The following is a 20048-nucleotide window of genomic DNA, read 5'->3' on the forward strand; positions in this document are numbered from 1 at the left end:
TAAAGCGACATTTCTGATCTGTTTCATGCCGCTTTTAAACTATGTGTATTCGGAGCATCTGACCGGATGGTCAAATCTCCCTGTCAGAAATCGTGAAATTTTGCTGCGGGAAGTAATATTCTTCCAGATTATTGCCCGCACCGCCACGATCCACCACCAAAAAATCTGAAGTCTCATCCAGCGCCAGCAGCGGATGATGCCAGACATTGCGGTGATAATTCACGCCCTGATTGCCCCGCGCCAGAAAAGCCACAGGCTGATGCGGGACACCATTATTATCTTCTGCAACCACCACAAGATAGTCGCGTCCGTTCAGCGGCATAAAGGCTTGCGAGCCCAGCGGATGGCGTTCAACCATCTTAATGGTCAGCGGCAGCTGCCAAGGCTTGCTGCGGAAGATGTTCATCAAAACTTGGGGCTCCTCACCGATAACATCGGCTTTCGCCAGTGCATGGTGGCGTTCGGTAATGTCCCAATTGATGAGCTTAACTTCACCCAAGCCGGTTTCGATAATATCCCCGAAAGGTGCGAAATTTTCCGGCGTCAAAGCCCGTACCGGCAAATTGATTAGTTCCATCTTATTGCCTTGCCGGTTTGTGATGTTCATGCCAATGGCGGGCAATATCAATGCGCTTGGCGACCCAGACTTTGTCATGGGACTGCACATAATCCAAAAAGCGCTCCAGTGCTGCGGCGCGACCCGGGCGGCCGACAAGGCGGCAGTGAAGACCGACAGACATCATCTTCGGCGCGCCTTCCCCGCCTTCGCGGTAAAGCACATCAAAAGTGTCTTTCAGATAGTTGAAAAACTGGTCACCGGCATTAAAGCCCTGCGGCGTGGCAAAGCGCATATCATTGGTATCGAGCGTATATGGCACGATCAGATGCAGCCCTTTTGGCCCTTCAATCCAGTAAGGCAGTTCATCGGCATAGGAATCAGCGGAATAGACAAAACCACCCTCTTCCATCACCAGCCGCAATGTATTGTCGGAAGGTTTGCCCTGATAGATACCGTAAGGGCGCTCGCCGGTCAGTTCTGTGTGCAGACGCACGGCTTCCTGAATATGACGGCGTTCTTCTTCTTCTGTGAAGTCTTTATATTCCAGCCAGCGCAAGCCATGACTGGCGATTTCCCATCCTGCTTCTTTCATCGCCGCAACGGCTTCCGGATTACGTTCCATGGCTTTAGTCACACCATAGACAGTCACATCCATATTGCGCTTGGTGAACATGCGCCACAACCGCCAGAAACCGGCGCGTGCACCATATTCGTAGATCGATTCCATATTCTGGTTACGCTGTTTCGGCCAGCTTTGCGCGCCGACAATCTCGGACAGCAGGCATTCAGAACCGGCATCACCATCGAGAACACAGCTTTCACCGCCCTCTTCATAATTGACCACGAATTGCACGGCGATCTGCGCGCCGTTCGGCCAGCGCGGATCCGGCGTATGACGGCCATATCCGATAAATTCACGTTCACCACATTTTTGCATGTTCTGCTCCCCAATTCTGTCCGCTCAAAATGATAAAACATCGGGCACTTTGTCAATGTCAAATTGTCGACAATTTTAACAATAATTGTCGATTATAATATATGGAGTGGATAAACGGGACAAGTCACTGAAAAGCCTTTATAGACACCCTGTTATTATTGTGATGCCTGCCGGAAAGTCTCTTTGATGTCTCTGAAATTTGATACGCAATTTGATCCGGCCTATGGTGAAGCGGTGCAGATTGCGCCGGATATTCTGCGCGTAACCGTCAATAATGCCAGTGCTTTTACCGGTTACGGCACCAACAGCTATATTATCGGCAAAGCCCAGCTCGGTATTATCGATCCGGGGCCGGAAGATGAAGCGCATTTTGCAACGCTGATGCGTATTATTGCAGACAGGCCGGTCAGTCATATTTTCGTCAGCCACACCCATCGCGATCATTCACCGCTGACCGCAAGACTGAAAAGTGAAACCGGTGCAATCGTTATTGCACAAGGCCCGCATCAATCCGCCCGTCCGTTATTTGACGGTGAGAGTAATGCACTGGATGCCAGTGTAGACACAGATTTTGCGCCGGATATTTGCGCCAAAGACGGAGAGATTTTCACCAATCCTGACTGGGCACTAGAGGTGATCCATACTCCCGGCCATATGGCCAACCATGCCTGTTTCGCACTCAATGATCGCGGCATCTTATTTTCCGCCGATCATGTCATGGCATGGGCGACCACCATTGTTGCGCCACCGGACGGCTCCATGCGCGCCTATATGCAATCTCTGGAAAAACTTCTCAAACGCAAAGACAATCTCTATCTGCCGGGGCATGGCGCACCGATTGCCAAGCCGCATCGTTTTTTACGCGGACTTCGTGCTCACCGAAAAATGCGCGAGCGGGCCGTGTTTGAGCGGGTGATGCAGGGCGATGAAACCATCGCGCAGATGGTCGCCGCGATTTATCGTGATACTGATCCGCGTCTGCATGGCGCTGCAGGGCTTTCGGTTTTCGCCCATCTGGAAGATCTGGTCTCACGCGGATTAGTCAAAACCGACGGCGACCCGATGCCCGACAGTCTCTACCGGCCTGCCTGAGCTTATTCTTCCGGCGCATCCGGTACGGCATTGCGCATTTCCAGATCAAGCGCATTAAAAAACGTACCGATCAGACCGGCATTGAACCCCATATCATAGCGCCCGTAACGCGAGACGGAGCGCATATCGACCGTGGTTTGTTCGGCCTCGTCCCTGAGCCGCACGACCACATCGCTGTGCAAACCCAGAATGAAGGTTTTGGCAGTTGCCTCGACACTCACATCCATGTCTTCACCGGCAGTACCGGACGTAGCAGTCACAGCAAAGCCCTGCTCTTTCAGCACTTTAAGCACAGCTTTTAAGACGTGATCCTGCGCACTGTCATATTGCCGACCGCTCACTTCCGGATAGGCAGAGATTTGCTGCAACATATCCGGCATCGCATCGGTGCCCAGACTATTTTGCACAGTCAGATCACCCAGCCCCAGTTTTTGAAGCAGTTGCACGCGGAAATCCGGCTTATGATCCTGCAATAAATCCTGCTCATTGCTCATCACAGTATTGAACTGCACGGAGTTTTCGAGATCGGTGGAAACATCATGAATACGCGGTGTGCCGCTGATCTGCCCCAGCACAAGTGCGGGCGGGATCAATGTGATCAGAGCGATAAAGCAGGCACGCATGGCACGCCGCCCTCCGGCATCGCCGCTACGCCATAAATTATAAAAAGATTTAGCTGAGAGCAGCAAAGCCAGCAGAGCGAAAAACACGGCAAGTGCCACAATAAACACCAGATCCGGCTGCTGTATCAAACTGAAACGATGTGCTGTAACCGCAGCGATGAGCAACCCCAGACCGGCAAAAGCGCAAGCCGGTGCATATTTCGCCGATCGCGAGGAACGACGTCTCACTTTGCGCCGGATGTAATAATTTTCAAGCATCACTTGCCGCACTGCCGGTTAGAGAGCGGTTCCGGTAAACACGGAATTGTAAAACCGCTCTGTCTCTTTGTTTTACGCATCGAGGCGGGTAAAGAAATCAGTCCCGCGAAGGCGCTTCGCACAATATTCAGGGTCTGCCGAGCATAAACAATACGCGATCCGCATCGCTGCCTGCAAGAACTGTTCATTTCGTCAGGTAGCAAAAGAGGTAAAGATCTGTGATTAACGATAGATAAAAGAGAAATATTTTTATTTATCATGATATTATAACAAATCACTAAAATGAGATTGCATCAAATTCACAAACTGCCACAATCAGTTTGCGGATAAGAAGAATTATACAGCCGGAGACGCTCCCCCTATGAGGCAAACGCCCTCCTCCACCGACGAAAACCTGATAGCCGCGTCTGAGGAGAACGCGTCTTTAGAAGCAGTTGAAGTTGAATTTGCCCTCGGTGCTCAGGATGTTCTGACCGACGGCTTTGATCTGTCCTTGGCCAAAGCCGCTGAAATTGTCGGCGGTGAAGTCCTGTTTAATATGCCTGCGCTGGACACTACCAATGCGCAGCGTATCGGTGCCATTCTTGTGCCGTCTGCCGTACAGGATCAGGTAGTTTTCGTCACTTTGCTTAATGACGGGATTACGCTGTCCCACGCTCCGCTCTCGGGCAATAATGTTCTGTTTGAAAGCCTCGGCCGCAATTATGCTGCCGTTATGGGCAAGCTAAAGAACGGCCTCTGAAATCATTCAAATACTTGATATGTCATTGCGCAGAGACCGGAACAGGCTCTGCGGATGCCGGTTTTGTCTTTACTTTAGAATGGCTTTTATTCTCTTTCTGCGAAACAGATTCATTCGGCGGCGCAGTTTCACTCACCACATTCGGTGCTGCGCGTGCGGGCATATCCCGCAGAAGCCTGAACTGCACGCCTTTCTTCTTCAGCGTCAGAATACCCTCGGCCACACCGGCACCGGAGACACGTTTCGGCTGATTGATATGTGAGATAATCACATCACCGTCTTTGGCATAGGATATCCGTTTGGCAACCGTTGCCGCAGGCAGAGAAGCACCGCGATCACCATTGAGCGAATAACCGGCAACCTTATAACCCATGCCCTCGATCTGGCGCACGGCATCCGTTGAATAACGGGCTGTCGCATCGCGGTACCATTGCGGCTGCTTGCCGAAGATTGCAGTGATCTTGTCCGCACCGCCTTTGACCTCTGCTTCAATTGCAGCAGGTGTACCGGCTGTCGGAATACCATACATGGTTTTCAGCACGGTAATTGCAGGCACATGCTCCGCCCCGTGATTTTCAATCGCGAACAAATCCGGATGCGCTTTCAGAACCTCAATCGCCGCCTGATTGCGGCGCAGCCAGCGCGCAGTCACAAACAAAGTTGCCGGAATTTTCTCTCTCACCAGAACATCAAGAATACGATGGTCGACATCGCCTGAGCAGGCATCCAGTGTCAGTGCCACCTGTATCGGATTTGATTTACCGGCAAGATTTAGCTGCGGCTCGATAATCAGATGGCGCTGCGAAATTTTGGACGAGAGCAAGGCTTCATCTGCAGCAAACGCAGCAGTTGCACCAATGCTCAGGCTCAAGCTCAGCAATAAGGATTTAATGACAGACATCTCGCACCGGCTCATGTTTCAATAATGAACTTATAGCACCATAAACTACAAATGCGCCGGATGAAGCATCCGGCGCATCGTCTTGATTATTTACAACGTTACTTCGCTGCGGCAATTGCCGCTTGTGCTGCGGCAAGACGGGCAATCGGCACACGGAACGGCGAACAGGAGACATAATCCAGACCGGTCTTTTCATAGAAACCGATTGAGGCCGGATCACCGCCATGCTCACCGCAAACGCCGAGTTTGATATTGCTGCGCTGTTTGCGACCACGCTCAGCGGCCAGCTGCACCAGCTCACCAACACCATCGAAATCCACCGTCACAAACGGATCCTGTTCGATAATGCCCAGCGCCTGATATTGGGTCAGGAAGGATGAAGCATCATCACGCGAGACACCAAAGGTGGTCTGTGTCAGGTCATTGGTACCGAAGGAGAAGAATTCGGCAGTCTCAGCCAGTTCCCCTGCACGCAAGGCAGCACGCGGCAATTCGATCATGGTGCCAACCATATAATCAACCTGCACGCCGCTCTCGGCAATGATCTGCGCAGCGACTTTATCAATGCGCGCTTTCACAAAATCCAGCTCGGCTTTAATACCAACCAGCGGCACCATAATCTCCGGTATAACCGCTTCGCCGGTATCTTTGGCAGCGGCAATCGCCGCTTCAATAATCGCACGGGTCTGCATTTCAGCAATTTCCGGATAGGAGATCGCAAGGCGGCAACCACGATGGCCAAGCATCGGGTTAAACTCATGCAGGCTTTCCGCACGCTCGGTCAGCTTGTCGACATCCACGCCCATGACATTGGCGACTTCGGCGATTTCTTCCGCAGTCTTTGGCAGGAATTCATGCAATGGCGGATCGAGCAGACGGATGGTGACCGGCAGCCCCTGCATGATTTCAAACAGCTCGGTGAAATCATCACGCTGCATCGGCAGGAGTTTATCCAGCGCAACACGGCGGCCTTTTTCGTCCGATGCCAAAATCATCTCACGCATAGCGAGAATACGCGGCCCCTCGAAGAACATATGCTCGGTACGGCACAGGCCGATCCCTTCCGCACCGAAGGATCGCGCTGCACGGGCATCAGCCGGTGTTTCCGCATTGGTGCGCACTTTCATGCGGCGGGCTTCATCTGCCCAAACCATCAGCTTGCCAAAATCACCGGAGAGTTCCGGCTGTTGCATGGCCACAGTGCCTTTCAGCACCTGTCCGCTGCCGCCGTCAATGGTGATGATATCACCCTTTTTGAAGGTGCCGCCGGCTGTCAGCATTGTACCGTTGCGATAATCAATACGCAGCGTACCGGCACCGGAAACACAAGGCTTGCCCATACCACGGGCAACCACAGCCGCATGGCTGGTCATGCCGCCGCGCGATGTCAGAATACCTTCCGCTGCATGCATGCCGTGAATATCTTCAGGGCTGGTTTCAATACGCACCAGAATGGCTTTGCGGCCTTCCGCTTTCAGCTGTTCCGCATCCTCCGAAGAGAAAACAATCTCACCGGTTGCCGCCCCCGGAGAGGCAGGCAGGCCGATACCGATCACATGGCGTTCGGCTCTCGGATCAATGGTCGGATGCAGCAGCTGATCCAGCGATGCCGGATCAATACGGTTGACGGCTTCTTCTTTACCGATCAGCCCTTCCTCGACCATTTCCACGGCCATTTTCAGCGCGGCTTTAGCCGTGCGCTTGCCGGAACGGGTCTGCAGCATCCAGAGTTTGCCGCGTTCAATGGTGAATTCCAGATCCTGCATATCGCGGTAATGCTGTTCCAGACGATCAGCAATTTTCAGGAATTCAGCAAAAGCATCCGGCATGATTTTCTCAAGCGAGGGACGCTCGGAACCAGCCTCAATACGGGCTTCCTCGGTGATATTCTGCGGGGTGCGGATACCGGCCACCACATCTTCACCCTGCGCATTGACGAGGAACTCGCCGTAAAGCTTGCGCTCACCGGTGGAAGGGTTACGGGTAAAGGCAACGCCGGTTGCTGATGTATCGCCCATATTGCCGAACACCATGGCCTGCACATTCACGGCAGTACCCCAGTTTTCCGGAATATTATGCAGGCGGCGATAGGTGATCGCGCGGGCATTCATCCATGAGGAGAACACTGCGGAAATCGCGCCCCAAAGCTGCGCTTCCGGATCCTGCGGGAACGGCTCGCCCAGCTCTTCTTCAACCTTGGCCTTGTACTGATCGATCACACCGCGCCAGTCGTCTGCAGTCAGATCGGTATCGACATCCAGATCGAGACTGGCTTTGGCATCATCGAGAATTTCTTCAAAGAAAGAATGGTCAACGCCCAGCACCACATCCGAATACATCTGGATGAAGCGGCGGTAGCTGTCATAGGCAAAGCGCTCATCATTGGCCTCGGCTGCGATTGCCGCAACCGTATCATCATTGAGGCCGAGATTAAGCACCGTATCCATCATACCCGGCATGGATGCACGGGAACCGGAACGAACTGAAACCAGAAGCGGACGGGTTGCATCTCCCAGACGGCGACCGGTCAGCGCAGTGATATGTTCCAGTGCAGCTTTGACCTGATCTTTCAGGATTTCAGGATAAGTCCGGTCATGGTCGTAATAATAGGTGCAGACATCGGTGGTAATGGTAAAGCCCGGAGGCACCGGCAGTCCGAGGCTGCTCATTTCAGCAAGGTTTGCACCTTTACCGCCCAGAAGATTACGATCACTTGCAGCACCATCGGCTTTGCCGTCACCGAAGTGATATACCCACTTAACCATTCCCGTCCTCCTGTTATGTCCGGCTCAGGCTGAATGTAAGTCATGATAACCGATACCGGATACACGCATTCTGCTTAAGCGATAGCACTGCCGCGGGCTACTGAAAAATACAGAAAAACGGTAACAAAGCGCAACGCAATGCTTGTATATTTGTTTAAATCGATTTTGCGGAATTCGTTTCCGGTTTATTGTCTGAACAGATGAATAATTTACGGCGGCACAGAAAGCGATTTCATCTGCATTTCCGCAACTTAACGGAATCAGCTGAGAGTTTGATTCCGGAACATCAAAACAACGCGGAATCTGCTATTAACAAACGTCATTCTCAACCTTGTTTCGGGGATCATCATGCGTAAGACCGGAAAACTCGACTATATAGAAATGCCTGCCGGCCAAAGCGGTCTGAAGGATGTCAAAGCCTTTTACGCCGATGCCTTCGGCTGGAGCTTCACCGATTACGGCCCCGATTATGCCGCCCATTCTGAAGGACTGGACGGCGGCTTTTATCAGGGCGATGAGGCGAAAAACGCCAAACCACTGCCCGTGCTCTATTCTGAGGATCTGGAACAGACACTGATTGATGTTGAAAAAGCAGGCGGCAAAATCGTCAAACCGGTTTTCAGTTTCCCCGGTGGCCGCCGTTTCCATTTCACTGATCCGTCCGGTAATGAACTGGCCGTGTGGAGCGAGAATTAAACCGGCACTCACAGATATGAATAACAGCTACGGTGCTTAAATGAGCGCCGTAGATGATTAGTGAATATCTTCTTCACGAGCGCAATTTTCGGCCTCCATCTGTAATGTCGTATGATGCAGATCATATTGCTGCTGCAACACCTGTTCGATTGCACGGCGCACGGCTTCACCATTTGCCTCAGGTTGCAGCACAATATGCGCCGTCAGAGAATGCTGGCTTTTGGTCAGCGACCAGACATGCAGATCATGGATTTCATCAACGCCAGAGACTGCAAGAACAGATTGTTCAAGCTTGCGTAAATCCAACCCGACCGGCACACCTTCCAGCAGAATATTGATACATTCCTTGAGCAGCACCCATGTGCGCGGAAAAACCATAAAGCCGATGCCCACAGCAATAACCGAGTCCACCCACTGCCAGCCTGTCAGATAGATAATCACCGCGCCGACAATGACGCCGACGGAGCCAAGCATATCCGCCCAGACTTCAAGATAAGCGCCTTTAACATTCAGGCTTTCATCTTTTTTGCCGCTTAAAAGCTGCATGGAAATGAAGTTCACGATCAGACCGAGAACAGCGACAATCATCATGCCGACAGACTGCACTTCTGCTGGCTGGAACAGACGTTCATAGGCTTCATAGAGAATATAGAATGCGACGAGCAGCAACAGAACGGCATTGATTGCTGCCGCCAGAATTTCAAAGCGGGAATAACCATAGGTGCGGAAAATATCCGCTGCACGGCGCCCCAGATAAATGGCAATCAGAGCAAGTGCCAGCGCGAAAGTATCTGTTGCCATATGCATGGCATCGGACAGTAGAGCCAGACTGCCGGTAACATAGCTGCCGATAATTTCGGCAATCATGAAGCTGCCCGTCAGCCCCAAGGCCATCCAAAGCCTTGAAACCGGTGTTGTGCTTACATCCGCATGATTGTGATCGCCGCTCATCATCTGCCTTTCAGCTTTGCATGCCAGTCTGCAACTCAGATAAAACACGCCTGAAAATCATTCTTAATTTTGCATCGGACAAAAGAAAACGGGATGATTTAACAGGTTCAGCAAGACTATAATTTTATACTGCTTCACGCATGGCAGCAGCGGTTTGCAGATCAACGGAAACCAGCTGGCTCACACCCTGCTCGGCCATGGTCACGCCAAACAGACGATCCATGCGTGCCATGGTAATCGGATTATGGGTAATGATAACAAAACGCGTCTTTGTGGACGCGGCCATCTCATCCATCAAATTGCAATAGCGTTCCACATTGTGGTCGTCGAGCGGTGCATCCACCTCGTCCAGCACGCAGATTGGTGCCGGATTGGTGAGGAACACTGCAAAGATCAGCGCCATTGCCGTCAGCGCCTGCTCACCGCCGGAAAGCAGGGTCATGGTCTGCGGCTTCTTACCCGGAGGACGGGCGAGAATTTCCAGACCGGCATCCAGCGGGTCTTCCGATTCAATCAGTTGCAGCTCCGCCGTACCGCCGCCAAACAGGTGCGTAAACAAACGCTGGAACTGCTCATTGACCACATCAAATGCCGCCAGAAGACGTTCTCGGCCTTCTTTGTTCAGGCTTTGAATGGCCTGACGCAGTTTCTTGATCGCCTCCATAACGTCTTCGCGCTCATTGATGATCGCGTCCTGTCGTTCGGACAATTCGCGCTGTTCTTCTTCGGCACGCAAATTCACTGCACCGAGACGTTCGCGCTCAATCTTCAACCGGTCCAGCTGACGGTCTGTATGATCCATATCCGGCAGCGGATCACCGGCATTGAGACCTGTATGACGGAATGCTTCATGCGGCGCACAATTCAACACCTCAGCGATACGCGCTTCTGTATCCTTGCGGCGATCTTCTGCAGCCGCCAGACGCTCTTCGGCACGGGCACGCACTTCCCGCGAGGAAGCCAGTTCCTGAATAGCCAGCGTTGCCCGCTTATCCAGTTTGGCCTGCTCGGTTTCGGCAATGCTCAGGCGGTCAGAGGTTTCTTTGCGTTGCGCATCGGCATCCGCCACAGCGCTTTGCAGCTCACGGCGGCGCTCTTCAATATCCGCCGGTGCTTCCGCCAGATCTTCCGCTTCATCACTGGTTTCAGCCCTGCGTTCTGTCAGCGCAGTAATTTGCCGGCGGGCATTTTCTGCCCGCGATTGCCAGCTTTTGCGCTCATGCCCGATCATTTCCAAGCGACGCAGACGGTTTTCCGCATCACGGCGCAGATTATCATGCGCGGCGCGGGCTTCCGTCATTGCGGCACGATCAGCCATAACCTGCGTGGTCAGCGAGGTCAGTTGCAGGTTCAATGCAGCCAGATCCGGCAGATCATCCAGTCTGATCTGTGCTTCTTCCAGCTGAATGGTGTTTTCTTCCAGACTGTCGCTGAGACGGGTTTTCGCCTCATCCAGCGCTGCACGCTTGCTGGATAATTGTCCGGCAACACGCTCGGCCTCCGCCAAGGCATCACGCGCCTGCGCCAATTCACGCTGTGCAGAGCGCCAATGATCGCGCAGGCTGCGTTCACGCTCCACCGCCTCGCGCAAAGCCGTTTCCGCCTGACGCAAAGCCGTTTCTGCCTGTGTTACACGGTCGCGCGCAGTGACAGCAGAAGCTTCAAGCTCAGCTAAGCGGTTTTTCTGTGCCAACCGTTGTGCGGCGGCAGTCGGTGCATCGGAACGCGCCGTAAAACCATCCCAACGCCAGAGACTGCCCTCGCGGCTCACCAAACGCTGACCGCTTTGTAATTGCGCCTGAAGATTTGCGCCTTCACTGTCGTCTACCAGACCAATCTGGGACAAACGTGCCTGCAATGCCGCAGGCGCATCTACCACCGTGCTCAGCGGCACTGCACCTTGCGGCAGGGAGCCGAAATCCCGCGCATTCTGGCTATCAATATCCGTCCAGAAAACCGGCGCCTGCGGATTAACCGGCGCTTCGAGATCGTCGCCCAAAGCTGCACCAAGTGCGGTTTCATAGCCCTTTTTCACCTGCATCTGCTCAACAACAGCGATATAGGTGGAAGACTGGCCGCTATTGAGAATACTGGCCAGAGTACGGGCTTCAGTTTCAATCCGGTTCAGCTCTTCGCGTGCATGCGCCAGTGGCTGGCGGCGGCCGGTTTCGGCTTCCCGCGCTTGCTCTACCATTTCTTCACAAGCCAGTGCCTGTTCTTCCGCAGCCTGAACCGCCTCTTCGGCCAGCGCTACCCTGGCGGCTTTTTCTTCTGTACCAGCGAGTAATTTCAGCTGGTTTTCCAGCGCGGCAATATCCTGCTCTACCGTTCGCAACTGCACTGAGAGTTTCTCACTGCGCTCGGCAATATCACGTACCAAACGTTCGCTTTGCGTGCGCTCTGCTGCAGCCTCTGCTCTTGCAGAAGTGATCTGCGCCAGTTCAGACTCATGAGCCTGTAATTGTTCCTGTGCAGTGGCCAGCAGTTCTTCTGCTTCAATCGCACGATCGCCGGACGCCTCATTCTGCTCACGCAGATCCTGCTCTTCATCGTCCAGACGCTCAAGCACAGCCGCATGTTCCTGCAACATCTGCTCTTCGCGGGCGATGTCAGAGCTTAGCTGCTCAAGCCGTTTTAACAGCTCAGACCGGCGCTGTGTCAGGCGCGTCGCTTCTTCATCCAACTGCGAAACCGCAATCGTCAGACGCTGTAAGGCTGCAGATGCGGATGCCTGCTGATTACGCAGTTCCGGCAAATGCTGAGCGGCAATGGCCTGTTCTTTGGCGGCAATCATCTGCGCCTGTGCCATGGCACCAACTTGCGATGTTGCTGTTGCCAAAGCACTCTGCGCCTCGCCTTCCTGTTGCTTGGCTTGCGACCAGCGCAAATGCAACAGGATCGCTTCCGCCGCACGGATATCTGCGGACAATGCGCGGAAACGGTTAGCCTGACGGGATTGACGCTTAAGACTTTCAATCTGGGTGCCAAGCTCACCGACCACATCTTCAAGACGTTCAAGATTGGTTTCAGCCGCACGCAAACGCAATTCGGCTTCATGGCGGCGGGAATGCAGGCCGGAAATACCGGCAGCCTCTTCCAGCAATGCACGGCGTGCCTGCGGTTTGGCCTGAATAAGCTCACCGATACGCCCCTGACCGACCATAGATGGTGAGCGCGCGCCGGTAGACTGATCGGCAAACAACAGCTGTACATCTTTGGCACGGACTTCCTTGCCATTGATGCGATAGACAGAACCGGATTCACGCTCAATACGGCGCGAGACCTGCAACTCATCCACGTCATTATAGGAAGGCGGTGCAGAGCGGTCGCTATTGTCGAGAAACAGGGTTACTTCCGCACTGTTGCGTGCAGGGCGTGTGCCCGAACCGGAGAAAATAACATCATCCATGCCGGAGGCGCGCATATTCTTATAGGAGTTTTCCCCCATAACCCAGCGCAACGCTTCAACGAGATTGGACTTGCCGCAGCCATTCGGCCCGACGACACCGGTCAATCCGCCTTCAATAACGAATTCCATCGGCTCGACGAAAGATTTAAATCCGAGAAGGCGCAGTTTGGTAAAACGCATCAGCCAGTGCTCCGTGCAACCGGGCGCGGCAAAAACAAATCAATGAAGAGCGGAATAAAATCAGACACTATTTTTTTTAAATATGAAAATGCAGCGGGCGCAAAAAAGCCCCCGCTGCATGAATATGCATCAGGTTCAGAGCATAGAGTCGATAACTGCCGACATCTGTTCAACCGAAAGAGCTCCGGAATATTTCTGACCATTGATAAAGAATGTAGGCGTTGCATTCACACCGAACTCAGCGCCACGTTCACGAACAGCATTCACATCATCGAGAAGCTGCTGGTTCGTCAAGCAGGCATTGAATGTCTCCTGTGTAAAACCGGCCAGTTTGGAGATTTGCAGCAATGCAGCCTGTGCATCATCGGCCGCAGCCCACTGCATCTGCTGCTTGAACAGCACATCCACCATCGGGAAATAACGGTCATCCGGTGCACAGCGTGCCAGCATGAAGGCAGCAGTTGCGCGCGGATCAAACGGAAATTCACGGAAGATCAGACGGGCTTTGCCGGTCTTAATGTATTTTTCTTCAATTGCCGGAAGTGTATTCACAGCGAAAGTCGCACAATGCGAACATGTCATCGAAGCATATTCAACGATTGTTACCGGTGCATCAGCCTGCCCCAGCACTTTATCTTCAAGTGCGCCTTTTTCGAGCAGTTTTTTCATATCGACAGAGCCGTCAGACTTCGGAACATCTGTCTGTGCCAGAGCGCTGCCGGCGGCAGATACGGACAATGCCGCAGTTGCAAGAGCTGCAGTTCCAAGAAGCTGTCTGCGGTTCAGTTGAGACATCATACGAATCACCCGTTCATTCACGTTGCTATAGTTTCCGGATATTAGAGCAAATTGCCGGAATTTTGTCAGGCAGCTTAAGAGTTTTTAATAAACAGTGTGTCTCCAGAGACTTAACGGGCAATTTTCAGCCGTTTTCGCATTGTTTATTCTCTGTAATCTGCCCTTTGAAATTAGGATCAGCGGGGCTTTTTATTGGCTTTTTCCGCCAGAATATTACGGCCGAGCTGCATCAGTGAGGCACGTAAAGCCTCATCCTCAATACCGACTGTTGCCTGCGCCAGTTTTTTCTCGGCAGGTGCACCAACCGGCATCAGCGTTTTGATTTTACGTTGCGCAACAGGGGCAACAGATTTTTGTTCAATGCGAATACGGGCAATGGCAACGAAACCTAAAAAGGAATTCACGCGATTAATGATCTCGCCGGTGGAATGCTGGATGCGCATTGCTGCCATGCCTTCGCAGCCGATGATCAGTGTTGCCGGCTGAAACGGGTCATCCTCATGGGCGCGTCGCGGCCAGAGAATACGCAACGGACGCGATTGTGCACCAATCTGCGGCCCGACCACATCTTCCCATGCCTGTATCAGCGACAAATTAATACCGGCGCGTTTGCGTAAGACAGGATCGAGCACACTACCGGCCGTATCTGCCAGCGGTTTAAAACCCGATTTTTCCTCTCTGCTCATCTCTGTCCTTTATGCCGGTTTTATTGCCGCGACGGGCGATGGTTTTTCTCTGTTATAAAATGCCAGAGCATTACGGGCGTCACTGTTACGCCGCAAAATATTACGGCTTGTTCCCGCATAAACCACACTGAAAAAGAACATTGTCACAGCAATACTGGTTTCATGCAGCAGCGGGTTATGCAGCATAGCATAGCTGCCCCAGCTGATCGTAAAATAAATCAGTACCCGCCGGATCGTGTAGTCTGTGTTATTGCGCCATAGGAAAATGAAACCGGATATAGCCATTGCCAGCAGCAGCAGAAAACCGATGGCACCATTGACCAATAGTTCATCAAAAACTGAATTATGAACATGGATATAACCGTCAAGTAAAGTTGCCTGATCGCCCAGTGCCGTCCTTACCGCAGGCATTTTTTGTTCTGAACCGACACCGATCAAAGGGTACTTCTTAACAACCTTCACCGCGCCGCGCCACATCTGCTCACGTGTATCTGCTGAGGACTTATCAACCCAGAGACTGCTGTCGCCGGTTTCATAATAATGCACCATACCGGCAAAGCGCTGCGACAGAACTCCGGCAACAGGGCCAACAGTAAAGACAGCGGTCAGACAGGCAGCCAGAATGAGTGAACTGCCGATTTTCACCTTATGGCTGGCGATACGACCGATCAGCACAATGATTTCAAATATTGCCAGCAAAGCCAGCGTAATCATAACCGCACGGGTTTCGGAGGCGAATACGATCCCCGTACCAATGACCAGATACCACGGCCCGTTTGGCAAAAGGCGCGGAGCGTTTTTAATTGGCAATGTTGCAGCAACTGCTGCAATTGCTGCCGCATAGGCAAAAACAGCGGGATTACCGCCAACACCGATACGGCCACCCCATAATAATGCCTCTCCAGCAACCACTACTGCACACAAAATGATGCCGATGCGGGAACCGAATGCGAGTATTCTCAGCGGGTCACGAATGAGAACCATCCCCAATCCGGCAAAAGAATAGATCCATAACAGCAGCACATACCCCACCTGACGGTTTGCAATGCTGAGTTCACCGCGCCATGCCATCAGGCCAAGGCTCCAGATCATATAGGCGGATATCAGAATATAAAAATACGCACCATACATCCGGTGCCAGCGATGTTTGTACAGCGCCAGATAGAAACCGATACAACTATACGCAAACAAAACTATCGGCCCGAAAGCATAGCGAACCGGCATAGCCATTGCTGCCAGACATAAAATCCAGAGATCAATACGACGGCGTATCAGAAAGTTTTTTTGCAGAATTCGCATATCACCGTTGCCGGATATTTGTTTTTTGGAAACTGTAAAACAGTCTTTGCAAATAGTCTTTCATACGAAAGAATAATGTACCGATCCGTTTATGGGCCGGTAATTTTGCCCGCGAATAGGTTTTGATATCCTCGGATATTGTTGAAGCGCTTTCATTGGCATTGCTCACCACAGCCCTGCTGGCGGTGAAGAAATTATATGAACCCGCCCAGCCGCGCTCCAGTGCCACATCATAAGGAAGATGCATCACTTGCAGTGCTTTGAGCACTTTCGCAGCCCCCTCTTTTGAAACAATATAGGCTCCGGCATTACCAAGCGGCCCGTGGGTAACACGCCCGATCGCCACATCTTCTGTGAGATTTTCAACCGGACGAAAGCCTACAAGACGGTTATGGATCAGTTTGATGACATCCCAGCCCTGCAAATCTGCTGCAGCTTCAACAACCGGAACAAATTCTTCAGAAAACCGGATATCATCTTCAATAATCACACCGGCTGGCGCATTGCCTGCCGCAATCATTTCCAGAGCCTTCATGTGACTGAAATAGCAGCCGATTTCCGCAGAGGAGGCAATCTTCCCGTGATCGCGTCGGAAAGCCGCATCATCAAAATGGCGTTTATCCGCTTCTGCGAGCAATTTACCGTCAATTGCCGACACGCGCTGAAGCGCAATGCCGCTTTCCTGCGCATGTGCAAGCAGCGAATCCCAACGGTCTTTTGAGCGGTCAAGATTGAGAACATAGACCGGAAAGCTTTGTTTGTTCTGCAATATCAAGCCTTTCGGATATTATTCCATCAACAAAATAAGGTTTATAAAATTGTGGTACTCAGCAATATGACGACAGTCAAACTATCCGCTGCATAATGAAAACGATTTCACATTGTAAGCACAAGCTAAAAATAATTTCCGGTGCATTCCGAAAGCAGATCATTTATTGACAAAATATGACGAAAAAGCGCCTCCAAGCCTCCCCCGATAACAGTCCGACGATGTTTCTTGCCGTGTCGGGAGATGATGCTCCTGCGCAAAAGCTGCTGGCATGGTATGATCGTCATCACCGTATTTTGCCATGGCGCGTAACGCCCGTTGAGCACAAACAAGGTGTGCGCCCAGATCCTTACCGCATCTGGTTGTCGGAAGTCATGCTGCAACAAACGACGGTTGAAGCGGTTAAAGCTTATTTCCTCAAATTTACCAGTTTGTGGCCGAATGTGCAGGCACTTGCCGATGCCACCGAAGATGATGTGCTGCGTGGCTGGGCGGGACTTGGTTATTATTCCCGAGCCCGCAACCTGAAGAAATGCGCGGATATGGTAGCCTCTCAGCATAAAGGGCAGTTTCCGGCAAGTGTTGAAGGTCTCAAACAATTGCCGGGTATCGGCGATTATACTTCAGCGGCCATTGCGGCCATTGCCTTCGATATTCCGGCTGCGGTTGTCGATGGTAATGTCGAGCGCGTGGTCAGCCGCCTGTTTGCGATCAAAACCATGATGCCTCAGGCCAAGAGTGAAATTCGCAAATTTACAGAGCAACTCACTCCGCAAACCCGCCCCGGTGATTTTGCGCAGGCGATGATGGATCTCGGCGCTACAATCTGCACACCTAAGAAACCGGCCTGCATTCTCTGCCCGCTCAATGATAATTGTGCAGCCTTATTGGAAGGTGAGCCGGAGCTTTACCCTGTCAAAGCACCGAAAAAGGCACGTCCTGTCCGCTATGGTGCGGCTTTTATCATTCTCTCACCGCAAGGCGATGTTTACTTGCGAAAACGCCCTGACAAAGGCCTGCTTGCCGGCATGAGCGAAGTACCGAACAGCGAATGGATCGCGGCAGATGAAGCGACCTCTCCTGAGCATATTGCACGATTGACCAATACTGATCCGGCACCAATTGCTGCAAACTGGCAGCCAAGCGGCACCATCACTCATATTTTCACGCATTTTGAATTACGCCTCAGCGTTTATAAAACGGATGTTTCGACCATGCCGCCAAGCAATAATGGCTGGTGGGTTGCTCAGGATAATCTCGAAAAAGAAGCGCTGCCGACAGTGATGAAGAAAGCCATCAGCGCCGCCCTGCCTGACACTTTCAAATAAACAACCGGAAAAATGCTATGTCCAAAGACGCAGATAACATTATTCCGCTATATGAAACTCATGCGCAGAAATGGGATGACATCCGGCGTGGCAATGCTGCAAAAGGCCTGATGGAAGCGGAATGGCTGGCACGCTTTATCGGTCTGTTACCCCATCAAGGCTCAGTTCTGGATATTGGTTGCGGAGCGGGCGAGCCTATGGCTGGTCACCTGATCCGCTCAGGCTTTCAGCTGACCGGCATCGACAGTTCTGCCAGCCTGATAGACATTTGCCGCACCCGTTTCCCTCAGCAGCAATGGCTGGTCGCAGATATGCGTGAGTTATCTCTCCCGCAGAAATTTGACGGCATACTCGCGTGGAACAGTTTCTTTCACCTGCAGCGTGATGATCAGCGCCGGATGTTTCCCCGCTTTGCAACACTCGCTACAGAGAATGCAGTTCTGATGTTTACCAGCGGCACTGCAAATGGCGAAGCAATCGGCACTTTTGAAGGGCAACCGCTTTATCACTCCAGCCTCGCACCGGAAGAATACCGCAGTCTTTTATCCGAGAGCGGTTTTGAAGTTGTGCAATATGTGGAAAATGACCCGCATTGCGGTCATCTCACAGTCTGGCTCTGCCGTAAAACTTCCTGAAGCAGTCCACAAAAAAAGCGCCGGCTCAACACCGGCGCTTTAAGGCTCAGACATCTCTGGAGGTCAGTCCGATAATTATGCGTGGCCTGTGCTTAACACATCAAACCAGCGCAAAATGCTGTAGAAAATACCAGTATCAAGTGCCGGTATTCTGCCGTTCATTTTATGAACCGGCTTGAGCCATATTCACACGGATTTCAGCGCGCAGCGCATCAATCGGCTTCAACACGCCATTTTCTTCATAATGCCAGAATGTCCAGCCATTGCAGGCATCAAAGCCCTGTACCTTGGCACCCATACGGTGAATGGAACCGGCATCGCCATTGGCAGACAGAGTACCGTCTGCACGAACAATCGCTGCATGACGACGTTTGGCATCACACAGAACTGTACCCGGACGCAGCAGGCCAGCTTCAATCACGCTAACGAAAGCCACACGCGGCTCGGCACGCTTGCCGGTCATAACTTTCAGCTCGGTTTTGCCCAGAGGCTCAACAGCTTCGATACGCTTGGTTGCCGCATCAATGTAAGATTGTTCACGTTCAATACCGACAAAATGACGGCCGAGACGCTTGGCAACCGCACCGGTGGTGCCGGAACCAAAGAACGGATCGAGGATCACATCACCAGGCTTCGATGAAGACATCAGAATACGGGCAAGCAATGCTTCCGGTTTCTGGGTCGGATGAACCTTATCGCCATTATCGTCTTTCAGACGCTCACCGCCGGTGCAAATCGGAAACAGCCAGTCAGAGCGCATCTGCACATCATCATTGGCGGCTTTCATGGCTTCGTAGTTAAACGTATAGCCTTTGCTCTTCTGATCGCGGGATGCCCAGATCAGCGTTTCATGTGCATTCTGGAAACGACGGCCGCGGAAATTCGGCATCGGATTGGTTTTGCGCCAGATAATATCGTTGAGCATCCAGAAGCCCAGATCCTGCAGCGATGCGCCGACGCGGAAAATATTGTGGTATGAGCCGATAACCCAGATGGTGCCGTTTGGCTTCAGCACACGGCGGCAGGCCAACAGCCATGCACGGGTAAAGGCATCATAAGCCTGAAAACTGTCGAACTGATCCCAATGGTCATCAACTGCATTGACCTTGGTCTGATCCGGACGGTGCAGAGCACCTTCAAGTTGAAGATTGTAAGGGGGATCAGCAAAGATCACATCCACCGAATGATCCGGCAAACGATCGAGCGCAGCTACGCAGTCACCCTTAAGAATTGTATCGAGCCAGACCGAGCGCGGTGCAGCTTCTGGCAGATCTTTCACAAGACGAACAACGGACATGTGATACTCGCTAAACATAGGAACGCTTTACTGTCCTTATGGTTACCGAACAGGGTAAACATGGAGTTAATCGAATTGTTAAAAAGCGTTATCAGGTGCGAAAATCGCCAAATTTCTTTAAAA

General features: G+C 52.2%; 17 protein-coding genes. 5 read left to right on the forward strand and 12 right to left on the reverse strand.

Annotation, left to right across the window (positions count from 1 at the left end; translation table 11 throughout):
* Positions 1-70: 70 nt before the first annotated feature.
* Both F7P81_RS01520 and puuE read right to left on the reverse strand, forming a co-directional pair.
* Positions 71-577 (reverse strand): ureidoglycolate lyase, encoded by a 507-nt coding sequence (locus F7P81_RS01520; RefSeq protein ID WP_151158243.1) that lies wholly within the window; start codon positions 575-577, stop codon positions 71-73.
* A 1-nt stretch (position 578) separates the two neighbouring features.
* Positions 579-1496 (reverse strand): allantoinase PuuE, encoded by a 918-nt coding sequence (puuE, locus tag F7P81_RS01525; protein WP_151158245.1) that lies wholly within the window; start codon positions 1494-1496, stop codon positions 579-581.
* A gap of 186 nt (positions 1497-1682) precedes the next feature.
* On the opposite strand from puuE, the gene F7P81_RS01530 reads away from it, so the two are divergent.
* Positions 1683-2588 (forward strand): MBL fold metallo-hydrolase, encoded by a 906-nt coding sequence (locus F7P81_RS01530; RefSeq protein WP_151158247.1) that lies wholly within the window; start codon positions 1683-1685, stop codon positions 2586-2588.
* A 2-nt stretch (positions 2589-2590) separates the two neighbouring features.
* On the opposite strand, the gene F7P81_RS01535 is transcribed toward F7P81_RS01530, so the two are convergent.
* Positions 2591-3439, reverse strand: a complete 849-nt coding sequence (locus F7P81_RS01535) for a DUF1499 domain-containing protein (RefSeq protein WP_170265202.1) — start codon at positions 3437-3439, stop codon at positions 2591-2593.
* Between the two features lie 391 nt (positions 3440-3830).
* Here F7P81_RS01535 and F7P81_RS17170 point away from each other — a divergent pair, with 391 nt between their 5' ends.
* A complete protein-coding gene (locus F7P81_RS17170; RefSeq protein WP_022710087.1) occupies positions 3831-4211 on the forward strand; it encodes a hypothetical protein in 381 nt (126 codons plus the stop codon).
* A gap of 22 nt (positions 4212-4233) precedes the next feature.
* Here the strand turns inward: F7P81_RS17170 and F7P81_RS01545 are convergent, their stop codons facing one another.
* On the reverse strand, positions 4234-5112 hold the full coding sequence (locus F7P81_RS01545) for a polysaccharide deacetylase family protein (RefSeq protein ID WP_343031674.1): 879 nt from the start codon (positions 5110-5112) through the stop codon (positions 4234-4236).
* Positions 5113-5210: 98 nt separating this feature from the next.
* Positions 5211-7877: a pyruvate, phosphate dikinase gene (gene ppdK / locus F7P81_RS01550; protein WP_151158253.1), complete on the reverse strand. Its 2667-nt coding sequence runs from the start codon at positions 7875-7877 to the stop codon at positions 5211-5213.
* A 348-nt stretch (positions 7878-8225) separates the two neighbouring features.
* On the opposite strand from ppdK, the gene F7P81_RS01555 reads away from it, so the two are divergent.
* A complete protein-coding gene (locus F7P81_RS01555; RefSeq protein WP_028233815.1) occupies positions 8226-8573 on the forward strand; it encodes a VOC family protein in 348 nt (115 codons plus the stop codon).
* Positions 8574-8630: 57 nt separating this feature from the next.
* Here the strand turns inward: F7P81_RS01555 and F7P81_RS01560 are convergent, their stop codons facing one another.
* From F7P81_RS01560 to F7P81_RS01585, 6 genes are all read right to left on the reverse strand, one after another.
* Entirely contained in the window at positions 8631-9524 is an 894-nt protein-coding gene (locus F7P81_RS01560) for a cation diffusion facilitator family transporter (RefSeq protein ID WP_151158935.1), read from the reverse strand.
* Positions 9525-9648: 124 nt separating this feature from the next.
* Positions 9649-13113 carry a chromosome segregation protein SMC gene (gene smc, locus F7P81_RS01565; protein WP_151158255.1) on the reverse strand — a complete coding sequence of 1155 codons (3465 nt, stop codon included), beginning with the start codon at positions 13111-13113 and terminating at the stop codon, positions 9649-9651.
* Positions 13114-13248: 135 nt separating this feature from the next.
* Complete coding sequence (locus F7P81_RS01570; RefSeq protein ID WP_022711656.1) at positions 13249-13911, reverse strand: DsbA family protein; 663 nt, start codon at positions 13909-13911, stop codon at positions 13249-13251.
* A 176-nt stretch (positions 13912-14087) separates the two neighbouring features.
* A complete protein-coding gene (locus tag F7P81_RS01575; RefSeq protein ID WP_151158257.1) occupies positions 14088-14597 on the reverse strand; it encodes a DUF721 domain-containing protein in 510 nt (169 codons plus the stop codon).
* Positions 14598-14606: 9 nt separating this feature from the next.
* Positions 14607-15896: an O-antigen ligase family protein gene (locus tag F7P81_RS01580; RefSeq protein WP_210307564.1), complete on the reverse strand. Its 1290-nt coding sequence runs from the start codon at positions 15894-15896 to the stop codon at positions 14607-14609.
* A gap of 1 nt (position 15897) precedes the next feature.
* Positions 15898-16665 (reverse strand): glycosyltransferase family 25 protein, encoded by a 768-nt coding sequence (locus tag F7P81_RS01585; RefSeq protein ID WP_151158259.1) that lies wholly within the window; start codon positions 16663-16665, stop codon positions 15898-15900.
* Positions 16666-16886: 221 nt separating this feature from the next.
* Between F7P81_RS01585 and mutY the strand changes: the two genes are divergently transcribed.
* Complete coding sequence (mutY, locus tag F7P81_RS01590; RefSeq protein ID WP_151158937.1) at positions 16887-17993, forward strand: A/G-specific adenine glycosylase; 1107 nt, start codon at positions 16887-16889, stop codon at positions 17991-17993.
* Positions 17994-18010: 17 nt separating this feature from the next.
* Positions 18011-18628: a class I SAM-dependent DNA methyltransferase gene (locus F7P81_RS01595; protein WP_151158261.1), complete on the forward strand. Its 618-nt coding sequence runs from the start codon at positions 18011-18013 to the stop codon at positions 18626-18628.
* Positions 18629-18791: 163 nt separating this feature from the next.
* Here F7P81_RS01595 and F7P81_RS01600 read toward each other — a convergent pair whose 3' ends face one another.
* Positions 18792-19925 (reverse strand): site-specific DNA-methyltransferase, encoded by a 1134-nt coding sequence (locus F7P81_RS01600; protein WP_022711662.1) that lies wholly within the window; start codon positions 19923-19925, stop codon positions 18792-18794.
* Positions 19926-20048: the final 123 nt, after the last annotated feature.

It is taken from the genome of Pseudochrobactrum saccharolyticum (assembly GCF_008801715.1).
GTDB lineage: Bacteria > Pseudomonadota > Alphaproteobacteria > Rhizobiales > Rhizobiaceae > Pseudochrobactrum > Pseudochrobactrum saccharolyticum.